At 48.2% G+C, this 15,648-nt stretch carries 14 protein-coding genes; 2 read left to right on the top strand and 12 right to left on the bottom strand.

Going from position 1 to position 15,648, the window contains the following annotated elements; genetic code table 11:
• Positions 1-6: 6 nt before the first annotated feature.
• The 3 genes from prfA to MKY28_RS28805 all read right to left on the bottom strand — a co-directional run bounded on the left by prfA (position 7) and on the right by MKY28_RS28805 (position 3,476).
• Positions 7-1,074: a peptide chain release factor 1 gene (gene prfA / locus MKY28_RS28815; RefSeq protein WP_017691918.1), complete on the bottom strand. Its 1,068-nt coding sequence runs from the start codon at positions 1,072-1,074 to the stop codon at positions 7-9.
• Between the two features lie 638 nt (positions 1,075-1,712).
• Entirely contained in the window at positions 1,713-2,813 is a 1,101-nt protein-coding gene (gene ychF, locus MKY28_RS28810) for a redox-regulated ATPase YchF (protein ID WP_340028239.1), read from the bottom strand.
• Between the two features lie 192 nt (positions 2,814-3,005).
• Positions 3,006-3,476, bottom strand: coding sequence for a GNAT family N-acetyltransferase (locus tag MKY28_RS28805; protein ID WP_340028238.1), 471 nt, complete (start codon positions 3,474-3,476; stop codon positions 3,006-3,008).
• Between the two features lie 215 nt (positions 3,477-3,691).
• Here MKY28_RS28805 and MKY28_RS28800 point away from each other — a divergent pair, with 215 nt between their 5' ends.
• Together MKY28_RS28800 and MKY28_RS28795 are read left to right on the top strand one after the other, a co-directional pair.
• Complete coding sequence (locus MKY28_RS28800; protein WP_340028237.1) at positions 3,692-4,126, top strand: hypothetical protein; 435 nt, start codon at positions 3,692-3,694, stop codon at positions 4,124-4,126.
• A 70-nt stretch (positions 4,127-4,196) separates the two neighbouring features.
• Entirely contained in the window at positions 4,197-4,649 is a 453-nt protein-coding gene (locus MKY28_RS28795) for a hypothetical protein (protein WP_340028236.1), read from the top strand.
• Positions 4,650-4,798: 149 nt separating this feature from the next.
• Here MKY28_RS28795 and fni read toward each other — a convergent pair whose 3' ends face one another.
• The 9 genes from fni to MKY28_RS28750 form a co-directional block, all read right to left on the bottom strand.
• Positions 4,799-5,866 carry a type 2 isopentenyl-diphosphate Delta-isomerase gene (gene fni, locus MKY28_RS28790; RefSeq protein WP_036612604.1) on the bottom strand — a complete coding sequence of 356 codons (1,068 nt, stop codon included), beginning with the start codon at positions 5,864-5,866 and terminating at the stop codon, positions 4,799-4,801.
• A gap of 334 nt (positions 5,867-6,200) precedes the next feature.
• Positions 6,201-7,682, bottom strand: coding sequence for a phytoene desaturase family protein (locus tag MKY28_RS28785; protein ID WP_036612606.1), 1,482 nt, complete (start codon positions 7,680-7,682; stop codon positions 6,201-6,203).
• The gene (locus tag MKY28_RS28780; protein WP_340937681.1) at positions 7,679-8,827 is read right to left on the bottom strand and encodes a glycosyltransferase; all 1,149 of its coding nucleotides are present in this window, start codon (positions 8,825-8,827) and stop codon (positions 7,679-7,681) included. Before MKY28_RS28780 ends, MKY28_RS28785 begins: the two co-directional genes overlap by 4 nt.
• 1 nt (position 8,828) lies before the next feature.
• Positions 8,829-9,590 (bottom strand): lysophospholipid acyltransferase family protein, encoded by a 762-nt coding sequence (locus tag MKY28_RS28775; RefSeq protein ID WP_076328725.1) that lies wholly within the window; start codon positions 9,588-9,590, stop codon positions 8,829-8,831.
• Positions 9,559-10,326, bottom strand: coding sequence for a carotenoid biosynthesis protein (locus tag MKY28_RS28770; RefSeq protein WP_076253629.1), 768 nt, complete (start codon positions 10,324-10,326; stop codon positions 9,559-9,561). Before MKY28_RS28770 ends, MKY28_RS28775 begins: the two co-directional genes overlap by 32 nt.
• Positions 10,326-11,198 (bottom strand): phytoene/squalene synthase family protein, encoded by an 873-nt coding sequence (locus MKY28_RS28765; RefSeq protein WP_340937680.1) that lies wholly within the window; start codon positions 11,196-11,198, stop codon positions 10,326-10,328. Before MKY28_RS28765 ends, MKY28_RS28770 begins: the two co-directional genes overlap by 1 nt.
• Positions 11,195-12,658, bottom strand: a complete 1,464-nt coding sequence (locus MKY28_RS28760) for a phytoene desaturase family protein (protein WP_340937679.1) — start codon at positions 12,656-12,658, stop codon at positions 11,195-11,197. The genes MKY28_RS28765 and MKY28_RS28760 overlap by 4 nt, the downstream gene beginning before the upstream one ends.
• Positions 12,655-14,205 (bottom strand): phytoene desaturase family protein, encoded by a 1,551-nt coding sequence (locus tag MKY28_RS28755; protein WP_340937677.1) that lies wholly within the window; start codon positions 14,203-14,205, stop codon positions 12,655-12,657. The genes MKY28_RS28760 and MKY28_RS28755 overlap by 4 nt, the downstream gene beginning before the upstream one ends.
• 264 nt (positions 14,206-14,469) lie before the next feature.
• Positions 14,470-15,414 carry a MerR family transcriptional regulator gene (locus MKY28_RS28750; RefSeq protein WP_340937676.1) on the bottom strand — a complete coding sequence of 315 codons (945 nt, stop codon included), beginning with the start codon at positions 15,412-15,414 and terminating at the stop codon, positions 14,470-14,472.
• Positions 15,415-15,648 lie beyond the last annotated feature (234 nt).

Genomic DNA, 15,648 nt, shown 5'->3' with positions numbered 1-15,648 from the left:
CACAGATTATTCTCCTCTATCCATCAACTCGGTCTGCTGAGCAATCGTCAGTGCAGACAAGATATCTTCAATCTCCCCGTTCATGATCTGATCCAGCTTGTGCATCGTCAGACCGATACGGTGATCCGTCACACGGCTTTGCGGGAAGTTGTACGTACGAATACGCTCACTACGGTCGCCCGTTCCCACTTTACTTTTCCGCTCAACAGAGATCTTTGCTTCCTCTTCCATACGTTTCATATCGAAAATACGTGTACGCAGAACCTGCAACGCTTTTTCCTTGTTGGAGTTCTGTGATTTTCCATCCTGACATGTCGCCACAATTCCCGTTGGAACGTGCGTTACCCGTACTGCGGATTTCGTCGTATTAACCGATTGTCCACCGGCACCACTGGAACAGAACGTATCAACACGGATGTCTTTGTCATGAATTTCAATATCAAAATCTTCGGCTTCAGGCATAACCGCAACCGTTGAAGTTGACGTATGAATACGTCCGCCGGATTCAGTTGTTGGAATACGCTGCACACGGTGTGCGCCGCTTTCGTATTTCATTTTGCTGTAAGCGCCACGTCCGTTGATCAGGAAAACAACCTCTTTGAATCCACCGAGATCATTTGTGTTAACGTCCATCAGCTCTACACGCCAGCCTTGTGCATCTGCATAACGTGTGTACATCCGATACAGATCTGCTGCAAACAACGCTGCTTCATCTCCACCAGCTGCTCCGCGAATCTCAACAATAACGTTTTTGTCGTCATTCGGATCTTTTGGCAGCATGAGTACACGAATCAATTCGTCCAATTCCTTCTGGCGAGTGCTCAGTTCGTCAATTTCCATTTTGACCATTTCGCGCATCTCATCATCCAGTTTCTCACCCTGCATTTCCTTGGCAGCTTCGAGATCCTGACTTACCTGTTTGTATTCATTGTACGCTTCATAAGTTGGTTGCAGATCGGATTGTTCTTTGGAGTATTCCCGCAACTTTTTGTTGTCACTTGCCACATCCGGGTCACACAAAAGCTCGCTCAACTTGTCATAACGGTCGGCTAACGCCTGTAATTTATCCAACATGTATAGTCACCTCACACATTATTTTGTCCATGCAAATATCGTTTTTAATAATTATTTCGGTTTCATTATTCATAACATCTATAATCTATATTCCACAACGCACAGGATTCTCACCGAATCCCCTGACTGCAGCATGTATTCACATTCCTGTATGATCGACGTATAACATCGCTACAACGTCATCAAATCCTTTACTTTTAAAGTGAAATCAAGAAATCGCGTACCCTGTATGAAACTCGCTTAAGCTCATCTGTTCAAGCGCGAATTTTAACGTGGTATACGACTCTTAATTATAGCATATTCTTATGGTTCTGAATAGTAACTGTTCCGCATGCGGATGAACTAATTTTTGGTGCTGCGAAATACAAAATGAAATTGTTGTTCGATGTTGTTCCGAAATGTAAAATAAACAAAAGCCACGATGCGCTAACATCGTGACTTCTCTAACAAAGGCCGGTGGGCGACCACGGCGAATTTCAATCAAACGAATGAAAAACCACCGGATTGCAAGGCGACCAACCTAATCCCAATGTTTTTTCTTGTTCCTCATCTGCAAAACTCTAAGTCAAAGACCCCACGAACTTCACGAGAAGGTCGCAGGGTCATGTTATTGAATCTACATATAAACGTGTAACAACCTATACGTTGAAACGGAAGTGCATAACGTCACCGTCATTTACAACGTACTCTTTACCTTCAAGACGAAGTTGTCCGCGCTCTTTGGCACCGTTCATGGAACCCGCTGAAACCAGATCGTCGTAGGAAACCACTTCTGCACGGATGAATCCACGTTCGAAGTCGGTGTGAATGACACCCGCTGCGCCAGGTGCTTTGGTACCTTTACGGATTGTCCACGCACGAACTTCCTGCACACCTGCTGTGAAGTATGTGTACAGACCGAGCAATTTGTAAGCCGCTTTGATCAACAGGTTCAGACCGGAATCCTCGATACCGAGTTCTTCCAGGAACATTTGTTTATCTTCGCCTTCCAGCTCAGAAATCTCTTCTTCAACCTTTGCACTGATCGGCACCACTTCTGCGTTTTCAGCAGCTGCGAATTCTCTTACTTTTTGCACGTAAGCATTGTTCGCCACGTCGCCGATTTCGTCCTCAGCTACATTGGCTGCGTACAGAACAGGCTTCAGGGTAAGCAAGTGCAGATCGCGCACGATCAGAAGCTCATCATCCGTAAGTTCCATGCTACGTGCCGGCTTGTCATCGTACAGAACAGCCTTCACTCTCTCCAATACTTCTACTTCTTGAGAGGCAGTCTTGTTGCCGCCCTTCATGTTTTTCTTGGAGCGATCGATTTTCTTCTCAACACTCTCGATATCGGCCAGGATCAGCTCCAGATTGATTGTCTGGATGTCGCTTACCGGGTCAATTTTGCCATCGACGTGTGTAATGTTCTCATCTACAAAGCAACGTACCACGTGTACAATCGCATCTACCTCACGAATGTGGGCAAGGAACTTGTTACCGAGACCTTCGCCTTTGCTCGCACCGCGAACAAGACCAGCGATATCTACAAACTCAAACGCCGTTGGTACTGTTTTCTTAGGTACAACGAGTTCTGTCAGTTTGTCCAGACGCTCATCTGGTACTTCAACGATCCCCACGTTAGGGTCAATTGTACAGAACGGATAGTTTGCCGATTCGGCACCTGCTTGTGTAATTGCGTTAAACAACGTAGATTTTCCGACGTTCGGAAGCCCTACAATTCCTGCTTTCAAAGCCATGTATATGACAACTCCTCATTGATTACTTGTTCGGTATGGATAATCCTATACATTATATATGACAAACCTCAAGGCATCAAGGAACTTCGCCAATTCGACCAGAGTCCCTTCCGCTTCCCGAAATCCCCAGTTAATGCTGATAATTCGTTTTGCGCAGATCTTAAGTTTGGCCTATATTATCCGTTTTTAGATTTACCCTCTGATTTCCTTGTACATCGTCAGGTCCGTTACCTCATATCCCATCTTGCGATACAGGCTGCTCGCCCGCACATTATGTCCAAACACATGCAAACCAATGCGATCCACGCCAAGACTCAAGGCCGTCTGTTCAAGCGCCTGCATCGTCTCTGTTCCGTATCCCTTACCACGGTGTGCTTCTTCAACCACAATATCCAGCAAAAAAGCATCTTTTCCACGACGATTATCCGTGATATTAAACCAGATATACCCTACATTGCCGTCCACAGGATGCACCAGATTGTAGAGATACGCTCCGGGTGTGTTCAAGCCTTCTGGCAGATAACGTTCATAAGATTCCTCCGCCAGTTGCTGTGCCTCTTCCTCAGCCCAGGTACCCGCTTCTACTTTTTCTTCTGCAAAATCCTTAATCGATCGAATGCGAAAACTCGCATAATCTTCCTGATTCATTGGAGAAAGTTCCAAGTTATTCCCCTCCTTATTTCGAGTGATCTTGATTATGTATGATCTCTGTGCAGCCCTTTTTGCACTACTAGTATCTTATTGTATCCTTTTCTCCTATTAAGCGCATGAAGTTATTCTGACGATTCGAACTTCAATTTTCATATTCATCCATTTTATTTATAACTTTTGATCTCTTCCCATCGTTTATACCTCATGAAGGAAAGGAGTGGATCATATTGAACACACGTCGCCGATTCTCCAAAAAGAAAACAATTATCTTATCCGCTATCATACTCGGAATCGCCATAGTCGCTTTTATGAGCTTTCTGAATGCAGTGGATCCCTTTCGCCACTTAAGGATCACGATCTACAATCAGTCCGACTATGACCTCACCCATATTCAGGCTAGTCTAGTTCAAGGCGACAACTCATTTAACAACAATGAGAGTGGCTCCATCTACATATTCAAAAAAGATATTCCCAGCGGAGCAAACGTGAAATTCGCTCCGCAACTGAAACGTTCCGGGGAGGGGGCCGTCTCCTTGGCGTTTACGGACAGCCGCGGAAAAACCTATAACAAAACAGTTTGCGGTTATACCGAATACTTGTCCGGCAATTCCTACGTCACTGTAACCAATGAGAATGTCACCGTGAAAGAGGAATGTATGTAATAATTCGACAACACGATCATGTAAGTAATTGAAACATTATTACATAACACTGAATAAGGAGGAAATTACATTGTTATTCAACATAATTTTAGGTGCAGGCGTAGCTTTGTCCATATTACTTTCTGCACATCCAGCTAGTGCTGTTGATTTAGAGGATAGAGTGCAAGATGCTCTCACTACTTCTCCAATCACTATGGAGAACACTGAGGATTCGATTATCAATCCAATGGATGTACAGCTTATCAGACCATTCAATTACAGCAGTTACAATGCGTACGAAAAATCATTCACATTGGTTCCTGACAATGGGGAAGATGCAGATGTTTGGATTCAAAACAATAGTACGGATACTATTTATGCCAAACTTACTGTGGGCAATCTTTCCTCCATTGATATTCCAATCAAGAAAGGGACTCAAAAAACAACAAGAATAGGTGTCATAGGCACAACAAACGTCAAAGTTTATATCTATAGTTCAACAGGTCATAAAATGGATATGAATATCAGCGCCCGACAATTTTAATATTATAAATAGTGTAGAGGATACTTCTTAATGAAGTATCCTCTACACTATTTTTGTTCCAGATTATATAGAAGCAATACGAGTAGACTCAAAATATATAATTAAATAACTCCTAATGAAGTTTATATCATCTTCATTTCAACCCCGGTCTAACGCCGTTCCACCAGACGTGACGTCTGCTTCAAATCCTCAATCCGACCTGCGCCAATACCAAACATCACGGTACGAAGTTCAAACTCAACCTGTTCCAGCCGCTCATTCAGCGCATCATCGGAAGCTACTGCGGATTCGAGCAGAGATCGACCGAAACCAGCGAGATCTGCACCGAGCGCGAGGGCTTTGGCCGCATCCACGCCAGTGTACAGTCCACCGCTGCCAATCAGGGAACCAGTAGGATTCAGCGCTCGTACTTCCTGAATACATTCCGCTGTCGGAATACCCCAGTCGGCAAAAGCTTCAGCTGCGGCTCGGCGTACCGGGTTATTGTTGCGGTACTTCTCCACCTGTACCCAGCTTGTACCTCCAGCCCCGGCCACATCGATAAACGCGACACCTGCTTCATATAGGCGTTGAGCCGTCACACCATCGATGCCAAAACCTACTTCTTTCACACCAACAGGTACGTCTAGCTCACGACACAAGTTTTCAATCCGTTGAAATAATCCACTGAAGTTGGTGTTACCTTCCGGCTGGAAAACTTCCTGCAAGGTGTTCAGGTGAAGCACGAGCATGTCCGCACCCGCAATATCTACAGCACGCTGGAAATCAGCCGTGGTGAACCCATAGTTCAGCTGCACCGCGCCCAGGTTGGCAATGACCGGGATGTCCGGTGCCCAGCGCCGCACATCGAAGGTACTTGCCAGTTCCGGCTGCTCCACGGCAGCCCGGATTGAACCTACGCCGAGCGCCCAGCCTCTGGCGTTTGCTACTCGAGCGAGGCGCTCATTGATGGCGCCCGTTGTTTTGCTTCCACCCGTCATCGAACTGATGAGCAAGGGTGTACGTACTTTTTTACCAATAAACGAAGTCTCCAGATGCACCTCTTCAAAATCCAGTTCCGGCAGTGGGTGATGACGAAACGCAAACCGCTCCATACCGCTGGTTACCCCTTCTCCTGCCACATTCTCCTCAAGACAGAGGCGCACGTGCTCTAGCTTCCGTTCTCCCGTAGCCACTTCGGGAAGCAGCCGTTCGCCGGCTCGCTCTTGTTCATTCATGATGAGACCTCCTATGTGAGAATCGTGCGGATCGACAGGATAACCTGCCCGTTCCTTACTTCTATGTATATACGTCTTTTGCAAAAGACAAAAACATTAATCCTATAAGCATTACAGCTCAGCAGTTTAACTCTATCCAGTATAACGTTCCAAACCGGCTATTGAAAGGATGCCCCGACACCAAATGTCTCACTTAAATCCCGGAGCACCACTATCTCATACCTACTCAACAGCACGGATCATCCGTAGCAGCTTCAAAGTTAATTAGCAGAGACGATACACACGCACATGGATCAACAAAACACATTTTCACTCCATCATCTGCACAACAAACTTATCTCAAGATTTCCGATGCCAATTGCTCACCAACAAGCTGTCCGGACAACGTCACTATCGGGGTTCCGCCGCCTGGATGTGTCGTTCCGCCGACGTACCAGAGTCCTTGTACATCTTTGCTTCGGTTGCCTGGTCGCATAAAGGTCTGCTTCACCGAGTTGGACGAGATGCCGTAGATCGACCCTTGATGCGCCAAGGTATCCCGTTCAATATCTCGCGGTGTGTACCGGATCAGCACATCAGATTCATTCAACCCGGTGATTCCCCGTCCTGCCAACTGTTCCAGCACAAACGCTCCATAACGTTCCGTCTGTTGCTCCCAATTCCATGAATCCGACAAGTAGGGAGCATTGACCAGAATGAACAGGTTACTGGCTCCCGCCGGAGCCATGCCCGCTTCCGAATAACCGGAATAACAGATGTAGATCGTCGGATCTTCGGGCATTTTACGGTCACGGAAAATATGGTCGAACTCCGGTTCATACCGTTCCGGGAAAAAAACCGTATGATGCAGCAGTGCATCATATTGCCTTCGCACACCTGCCAGCGTCACAAATCCCGAGATGGATGGTTCATATTTCTGTATGCGCGCATTGTTCATCTCTTTCCGATGTTCCGGTGCGAGCAGCAGTCGATTCACGCTAAGCACATCTCCATTGGCAACGACCTGATCGGCTTCCCGAAAGCCTTGATCCGTGTCTACACCTGCCACTTTACCATTCCGAACAACAATCTGCCGGACCTCTGTGCCGGTAATGATCTGTACACCTTTTTCCCGAGCCAGCCGGGTCATTCCTTCGATCAGTTGATAGGTTCCACCTTTGACCCCGTAGATGCCGACTTCTGCTTCCACATGCCCCATCATGGCAAAGATCGAAGGCGATTGATACGGCGATGATCCCACATAGGTCGCGTACCGTCCGAACATAGCCAGCGTATGCGGATGTCGGAAATACGAGCGCAGCAACTTATCCAGCTTCACCGTTGGCCGCACGCGGAGCAGGCTGCGCAGCATTTGGAGATTGTATTTGTCAAAAGGAGACAGCAGCAACTTACCCAGAAAATGACGATTGGCTTCCGCATACAGTGCAGCAGACTCATCCATAAATGCATCATAACGAGCCGCATCCTCCGGACTGTACGCTGCGATCTGCTCCTTCATCCACCCGCGATTGCCTGACAAATCTACCACTGTGCCATCTGCAAATACATTACGCGTGCGCGGCTCTAGCTCATATAACTGTACGTAATCTTCCATTGCTACACCCGCATGGTCGAAGACTGAACGAAAGGTCGATGGCATCGTGATTGTGCTCGGTCCCCGGTCAAAATGATACCCGTCCCGCACAAAATGCTGTAGCTTGCCACCTACGTGTTGCTGCCGTTCCAGAATGGTCACCTGCACATCTTGTGAAGCCAGTCGTATTGCACACGACAGACCTCCAAATCCTGCACCGATTATAATGACGTTACCTCTCAACTGTACCGCCTACCTTTCCATACATACCCCTTGCCGGAGCGGCCTGCCTGCCAGGAAGCGAATCCGATGGCAATGACACAGGCCATGCTGACCGGTTGCAGAAGGGCAAGCCACCAGGGTTGTCCGCCAGCATGATCCGCTACTCTTTTCACAGCCATACCTAATAATGTTCCTAACAATCCATACAGAATGGACATCGAACTGCCCATAAGGAGTCCAAAAATCAAGCCTAGCGGGGGCACAATATACATCAGTGTATACATTAACATCGTGCCAAGCAGGAGCACGTCTTTGCGCCCCATACCTTCGTACATGTTTTTCTTATATCCGTTCCATACTTCTGCACCGTTCTGATACATGCGGGTATTCGTTACGTCATGCACGTCGGTCAGCATCACCGGATGACCTGCACGCTTGACTGCTTTGGCGAGACTCATATCATCCACCAGATGTGCCTGAATGGCAGCATGACCACCGGAAGCCTCGTAACTGGAGCGATGAATCAGCAAAAAAGCCCCCGTAGCGGCCACAAACATCGGACTGGATGATCTGCGTATCATGAAAATGGGCAGATGACTGATGATGGTGAAGACCATCATGGGCACAACAAGCTTTTCCATCCACGTCTTTGTTACCTGATAAGGAAAACCGGTTATAAGCCCCCCGCTCTGCTCACACCCTGCCGCAAGCGTCTGCCGAATGGCACTTGGCTCCAGACGCACATCCGCATCCACGAACATATACCATTCTCCCTTGGCCTCCTGAACCAGCCTGTGACACGCATGGGATTTCCCCATCCAGCCTTCGGGAAGATCAACGCCATGCAGCAAACGCACACGTGCATCCCGATCCGCAATCGCTTGTACCATGGCCGCTGTCTCATCTTCGGAGCGATCATCCAGCACCATTACTTCCATCCGGAATCCCGTTGTATCGCTCGCGAGCACACTTTCCAGACATCCTTCGATATGTAGTCTTTCATTTCTGGCTGGAATCAGCACCGAGACCAGCAGGTCTGGTGGTTGTATCTTGTCTGTTCGGAATGAACGTACTTTGGACAGACAGGAGACATTCCATAGAGCGAACAGCAACTGTACGCCCAATATGCAGGTAAGCACAATCCAGAAGATTTCAGATGCATTCATGCTAACGGTTCACCCGCTTTCGTGCCGCATCGTATTTTTCACTTGTCGAACGTACATGACGAATCAGTGGAATCGCATCTGGCAAACTTCCCTGCCCCATCCGTATAAGCTCTGATCTATGATCGTCTAACTGCTGTTCCAGCACATGGCCGAGTCTGGCGGCAATCTCTTCACTCTTCAATGCCTTCCAGTCTTCCATCACAGCTGGGCCCGCCTGCATCGATATTTCCGGTAAATCATGCTGGACCATCCCATGACACAAGGTTACCGGTACGGCGATGGCATTTGGAGAACGACGAAGCAACAATCCGATGCCTGGACGGAACTGAATTGGTCTGGCCTCCTGATGCAGAATTTCTCCTTGGGGAAAAATCCAGACCCTTTTACCTGAATCCAATAATTCACTGGTGTACTGTAGAGAGGTCCGAATACCGGACGCACTCTCCTTATTGATCGAATACGCACCCAATTTACGAAAAAAAGCATATTGCTGAAGCTGTTGCTCCTCCATCATCACATAATGATCACCCCGCGATGTCTGCCTGGCCGCATGATAGAGCAGCAGACCATCCCACCAGGAGCTGTGGTTCATGAAATAGATCACGGGACGAGTCGGTTCAATCGGGGAGTTGTCCCTGATGTCCACCTGCGGGTCCAGTGACCCTGTGAGCGTGAAGGAGCGGAAGCGCCGACGTAGCAGATAATAGTGATTGTATAAGGCAAAAATACGATTAAACGGTTTTGATTTTACGGCGCGAATCATAGAGCCAGCTCCCTTCGGCAAGAAGCACACCAGCAATGGCGATGATAAAACTGCCTGTAATCCCTTCCTTTAGAGCAAGCAGGCCGAACAGAAGAATAAACAGCTGATACAACCATTTCGCACGCAGCAACGAGCTACGGTCATTAGGCATGGCCGGAAGGAAGAGGGACAGGAATGCACCCATGATAAACCAGCTTATGTAATTGGTCCACGGAACACCGTAGAACCCCCCTGGAGCTTGCCACTCCCAGAATCCTCTTGCATGCGCAACAGGGTCGAGCACCAGATCAAGTACAATAGCCCAGAACCCGGTCTTCACTGCTCGAAGCAGTCTGCCAGTCCACGTTGAACCACCGCCACTTAACAGCGCCGAGTTACCCACCACTGCGATCCAGGCGAAACCCAGCGTAACTGGCACACTGAACAGATGAATCCCGAAGAAGTCTGAGTAAGCATACTCACCAAAGGGCCAATGCGTATGCACTCCTACCCACTCTACACCCATACCTCCAAGCCAGATAATCACAGAGGATATCCAGAGTCCGGGTTTCAGCCAGATGACTGACTGGTCGGACAGGCCTGTCCGATTACGCCCTTGATAGATCAGATCCAGCACATACAATGCGTAGAAGATTAGAAATAAACCATTTGAAAAAGATAATACGTCAGGCACACCGATCGTTAGCATCAAGGTTGCTCCAATGACATACCACGCCCAGTAAAGCCACTGGATCATCAGGATACCGCCGTTCGGGAAGCTTGATAGGCCAGCATCGGGTAACGTTTCACAATCGCACCCAGCATCTCCAGTTTCAATTCATCGCTAACATATGCCCGCTTGGTATATACGTCATAGTCGTTGCGTTCAACGGCGTGTAGAATGGTGGAGTAAAAGGCTGCTGCCAGCTCGATGGAAAATGCACTTTCCGTTGGGTACGTATCCAGACGATCCATGCCAATACGGAACCAGTTCAATGCTGCAGCTTTTAATTCATGAACAATGGCAATAAAACGTTCGTCCACGATTCCGTCTTCAAAGTCCTGCTCGGTGTAACCATGCTTCTCCATAAGCTCCAGCGGAACATACCGGCGCACTCTGGCCCGATCTTCACCAACATCCCGAATAATATTGACGATCTGCATTCCTTTACCCAAAGCAATCCCGTTCATCGCTACTTCTGCGCCGTTATCATCTCTCAATACAGGCAACAACATCTCGCCTACGGTTCCGGCCACCAGATAACAATAATGCTCCAGTTCCTGCATCGTTGTATAATGCGTTACTTTAAGATCCGTGAGCTGCCCTTCCATCTGACGGAAAAATGGCCCCTTATCCAGATGAGGAAAACTGTTGAACAACCATCTCAGTGCTGGCCAGATAAAATGTCCTTCCGCGTCGTCCAACTGATCAAACAAATCATGGATCTCGTGAATCGTATAGGGCGAATGTTCCGGCTCGTCTACACTGTCATCAATCATGCGGCAGAAGGCATAAATGACATATACCGCTTCCCGACGTGGACTTGGCAGCCCTCTAAAGGCCTGATAAAAAGAGGAAGAACCCTTTTGCATCAACTCTTCACACCTGCTCAAAATCGCTTCATTCATGTTCCCATCTCCTTCATGAGTTGATTGACGGCCATCCGTGCACTCTGCATTACAATCGGCACTCCGCCACCTGGATGTACAGATGCTCCTGCGGCATATAATCCCTTTATATTAGGGAATGGTTTGGGTTGCGGTCGGTATACACCGGACTGGAACAATACAGGTGCTATACCAAAGCTTCCGCCCCCATAGAGCCCGTCTCGCTCTGCGTCAGCGGGTGTACGTACCTTTTTCCACTTGATCGCTGCACGAAGTCCCGGGAATCCTCGTTGCTCCGCTTCTTCCAGTACACGTTCTGCCAATGCTTCACTCTCCTGATCCCAGTCGACACCTTCGGCATCTGGTACGGGAATGAGGAAATATAATACACTCTGTCCTTGAGGCGCTGCAGTTTCATCCAATGCGACCGGATTAAATACGTAAAATGAGGACTTTGCCGGAATGCGTCGCTGATTGAACACTTCCTGCAAACTGCCTTCAAGACTCGGTGGCAGGAAGAACTGGTGCGTCGTTGCATCTTCCCAGGTTTTGTCCACGCCCACATAGAGCAATACACATCCGGAAGAGGGACGATACGGTTTTCTTTTACGTGCTACCTCTGGTGATTGTCCAAGCAAACCTGATAGATGGGGGAAATCACCATTGTAGATAACTGCATCCACATTTTCTGCGCCTGCTGCCGTTTCTATACCTTCACACACACCATTTTTAATCTTGAGTCCGCTCACTTCCGAATTCAGCACGACACGTCCACCACGTGATATCAGTTCCTGTTCCAGTATGGCTGGCAATGCTGCATATCCGCCTTTGACCATCCAGATGCCATATTCATGCTCTGCGTAAGGCAAAAGGGAATAGATACCTGGCGTTCCAAACGGTGATCCACCGATGTATAAACTTTGCAGAGAGTACGCATCAAGCAATTCCTCATGCTCAAAATAATCGCCTACTGCTTTCCGGACACTTTTGTGTGCACGCAATCTGCCCATGAGTGACATGAGCGAAGGGGTGAAGAAATCCCTTTTGCGCGGAAAAGCCCTTTCCAGAAACGCTGCCCTGCCTGCCGGAAACAACGTGTCCATATCTTTCATGAATCGTGTGAATCCCCGGCTCTCTCCCGGGAACAAACGCTCAATCTCCGCCGTCTGCTCTTCACGTGAGGTCATCTTGGTCATGACACGACCACTGTGGTAGTGGACTCTGTATAACGGATCACAGCGAAGTAACTCAATCTTCGAACGATCTACGCCTGCCTCCTCCATGATGCCAAGTAACATCTCCGGCAGCAGTACGATCGTTGGCCCCTGATCGATCCGATACTCGCCTTCCTGCTCATATCCAATGCGTCCGCCAACGCGGGAACCCCGTTCATACACGGTGACATCCCAGCCTTGACGGTTCAATAACAGTGCCGAAGTGAGTCCGCCGATCCCTGCGCCTACAATAGCGGCCCGCTTCATGAATGCCCTCTGGCTTCTGCCGTCTTCACATAAGAGGATGGCTTGGAACGTGTGCGTGCGTCCTCTTCCTGAATCAGTCTGACACTGATCCGTGCCGATTCGAAAATCGTGGGCAACCCGCTGCCCGGATGTGTTCCGCCGCCTACCAGCCATACACTTTTCAACTCTTCAAACTGGTTATGGGGACGCAGATACATCATCTGACCCAGGTTATGTGCCATATTAAACGTTGCTCCGCGATACACATCTAGTTCAGTCTCCCAATCAAGTGGAGTGAACAGCATACATTCCTCAATACGGCTGCGTATGTCTGCCAGCTCAGGAATGCCTTCCATTCGTTTCATCATGGCCTCCTGCACATTCTCCCGTTCTGCCTCCCAATCAATGTCTGCGGTAAGGTTAGGCGTAGGCATAAGAACATACAAAGCGGATTTCCCTTCCGGTGCCAGCGTCGAATCAAGTCTGGAAGGGTTATGAATATATAGAGATGGATCGGCTGATAACATTTTATGCTTTGTAATCTCATCAACGTTTAACCGGTAGTCCTCGGGAAAATAGATCGAGTGATGCGGCAGGTCCACATCACCATCCACGCCCAGATACAGCATTGCTGTAGAGCAGGAATACTTTTTGCGTTTCATTTTCTCCGGGGTATATTTCTTAAGCACGCCTGGTTCAAACAGATGGTTAACCGCATATGCAAAGTCGGCGTTCACCACCACATGGTCTGCTTCGATGCGTTCACCGTTCTCAAGCAACACACCTTCTGCACGACCATTGCGGACGATGACCTGTTTCACCGGGGTGGAAGTATGTATGCGTCCTCCGTGTTCTTCCACGACATCGGCCATGGCTTGGAAGATCCGATTCACGCCGCCAATGGGGTGGAACAATCCGTAGTGATGCTCAATAAACGATAATATGGTAAAGGTGCCCGGACAATCCCAGGCAGACATGCCAAGGTATTTGGATTGAAATGTAAATGCCCAGCGCAGACGCTCGTCTGTAAAATAGCGGGACAAGATTCCATAGACTGTATTGTGTACATCAAGCTTAGGTAGAGCTGTTACCGCATCCTTGCGTAGATAGTCAGTCAACTTGCCAAAAGGACGACGGAGCAGAGGCATAACTTTGCCAAACTTCACTTCTTCTTCTTGCATGAACCGAAGGTAATTGTCTTCATTGCCCGGAAACAATTCCTTAATCTGTGCAGCTGTATCTTCCCGATTACGAGAAGGCTTGAACACCTTGTCACCAAAGTTCAGTGCGTACAGCGGAGTTAGCTCTTTCATATCCACATAATCGGATAATTTGCGTCCCACCACATCGAACATCTCTTCGATCAGCTGTGGCATCATCAAAAATGTAGCACCCCGGTCGAATCGATATTCACCCAGTTCCAATCTGGCAGAACGCCCCCCGATGACTGGCTGTTTCTCATACACATCTACCTCGTACCCCTGACCGGACAATAACATCGCTGCTGCAAGTCCACCTGGACCTGCACCAATGACAGCTGCACGTTTGCGTTGTTGATTCGGTATCATGCCACTCACCTTTCTATGTAGGGAATTCCTATAGTTCTCAAGCCCCTAACCTATTATTAAACCGCCCAAGAACACTTTAAGCGGTAACTAGCAAAAACATTATACAAATATAATACAAATATTATACGAGCTTGTAAACCAAAAAATGACCCGTCGGTCAAAATACCTGGTAATCCATTTATAAACACAAAAAACACCCTTTGATCACTTTCGTCAAAGGATGTCCTTTATACACTAACCTATTCATATCATTTGAGATTATGTTTAATTATTGGCCTGTCCGAACCGTGCACCAGGTGATCGCTCGGAGAGATATTCACGCTCCATCCACGACTGCCAGTCCGCAGAACTCTCCGGCATAATCCATTGCGGATAACTCGCATGCTCTGCACGCTCATAGCCTTTACCTCCAAGTACAAAGCGAATATGCGGGAACTCGTTCATAATCCGCTCGACGAGCTGATCACATTTAACAAGAAGCCCTGGACTTGTGATCGACAGGCAGACCAACTTGATCTTTTGCTCCCGAATAATCGGGAAGATGCCTTCTTCTGGCGTGTTCGCACCGAGATACAGTACTTCCGCTCCATTTTTGCGCATAAAGAGAGAGAACAGCAGCAATCCGACCTGATGATGCTCCCCTTCCGGACACAACGCCAGAACTTTGGGCAGATGCGGATAGATCGGGAACAGATGGAAAAACTGATAAAACCGCTGTGATATCAGCTGTGTCATGAAGTGTTCCTGAGCCACCGAAGCCCTACCTTGCTCCCATGCATCTCCAACCCGGACCAGAATGGGCACCAACACATGATAGAACATCGAGTCATACCCATACATGGTGAACCCAAAATCAATCAAACCATTGGCACGTTCACCCTGAAAGTTGTAGAGCGAGTCATAGATCTGATCTGCCATGCGTGCGTAGGCTTCTTCCATCGTAGGCACCGGAGCCATGATCGGCGTGGGCACAGCCTCGGGCGGATTTAATTTGTTTACTTTCAACATCCGTACCGCTTCCGAAATATTGGTCTGATGTAGCTCAACCTGTTCTTTCAACCAGCGCAGATCCGCAACATTCTCTTCGGTATACATTCGATAACCCGATTCCGTCCGCTCAGGGGTGACCGCACTATACCGATTCTCCCAAGCCCGGAGCGTCACCGTCGGGATACCGAGCATGGCAGCGACTTGTTTGATGGAATACACCTTATTACCCACTTTCTTTCCTAAATGTCCAGATTTCAAAGGTTATATCATTGGTTCCCCGTCCTTGTCAGGCATATGAAAACCCTAACATTCTACAAAAATAATACACTCATTATACACAACGCTCAGACACCTGTCGATTGCATACTGCCATTTTTGCCATATGCATTTTAACGCTACAGTCGTTATGCTAGCGGGTTCTCCTGCGTCAACGTTATCATCCGTGTGGTAATA

This window comes from Paenibacillus sp. FSL R5-0473 (assembly GCF_038004565.1).
Taxonomy (GTDB): domain Bacteria; phylum Bacillota; class Bacilli; order Paenibacillales; family Paenibacillaceae; genus Paenibacillus; species Paenibacillus amylolyticus.
This window is presented reverse-complemented; position numbering and strand designations above follow the sequence as displayed.

Excerpts from the sequence above, each read along its gene's own strand:
- prfA (WP_017691918.1), bottom strand. The coding sequence starts at position 1,074 with ATGTTGGATAAATTACAGGCGTTAGCCGACCGTTATGACAAGTTGAGC.
- ychF (WP_340028239.1), bottom strand. The coding sequence starts at position 2,813 with ATGGCTTTGAAAGCAGGAATTGTAGGGCTTCCGAACGTCGGAAAATCT.
- fni (WP_036612604.1), bottom strand. The coding sequence starts at position 5,866 with ATGAATGAACAAGAGCGAGCCGGCGAACGGCTGCTTCCCGAAGTGGCT.
- MKY28_RS28780 (WP_340937681.1), bottom strand. The coding sequence starts at position 8,827 with ATGAATGCATCTGAAATCTTCTGGATTGTGCTTACCTGCATATTGGGC.
- MKY28_RS28775 (WP_076328725.1), bottom strand. The coding sequence starts at position 9,590 with ATGATTCGCGCCGTAAAATCAAAACCGTTTAATCGTATTTTTGCCTTA.
- MKY28_RS28770 (WP_076253629.1), bottom strand. The coding sequence starts at position 10,326 with ATGATCCAGTGGCTTTACTGGGCGTGGTATGTCATTGGAGCAACCTTG.
- MKY28_RS28765 (WP_340937680.1), bottom strand. The coding sequence starts at position 11,198 with ATGAATGAAGCGATTTTGAGCAGGTGTGAAGAGTTGATGCAAAAGGGT.
- MKY28_RS28760 (WP_340937679.1), bottom strand. The coding sequence starts at position 12,658 with ATGAAGCGGGCCGCTATTGTAGGCGCAGGGATCGGCGGACTCACTTCG.
- MKY28_RS28755 (WP_340937677.1), bottom strand. The coding sequence starts at position 14,205 with ATGATACCGAATCAACAACGCAAACGTGCAGCTGTCATTGGTGCAGGT.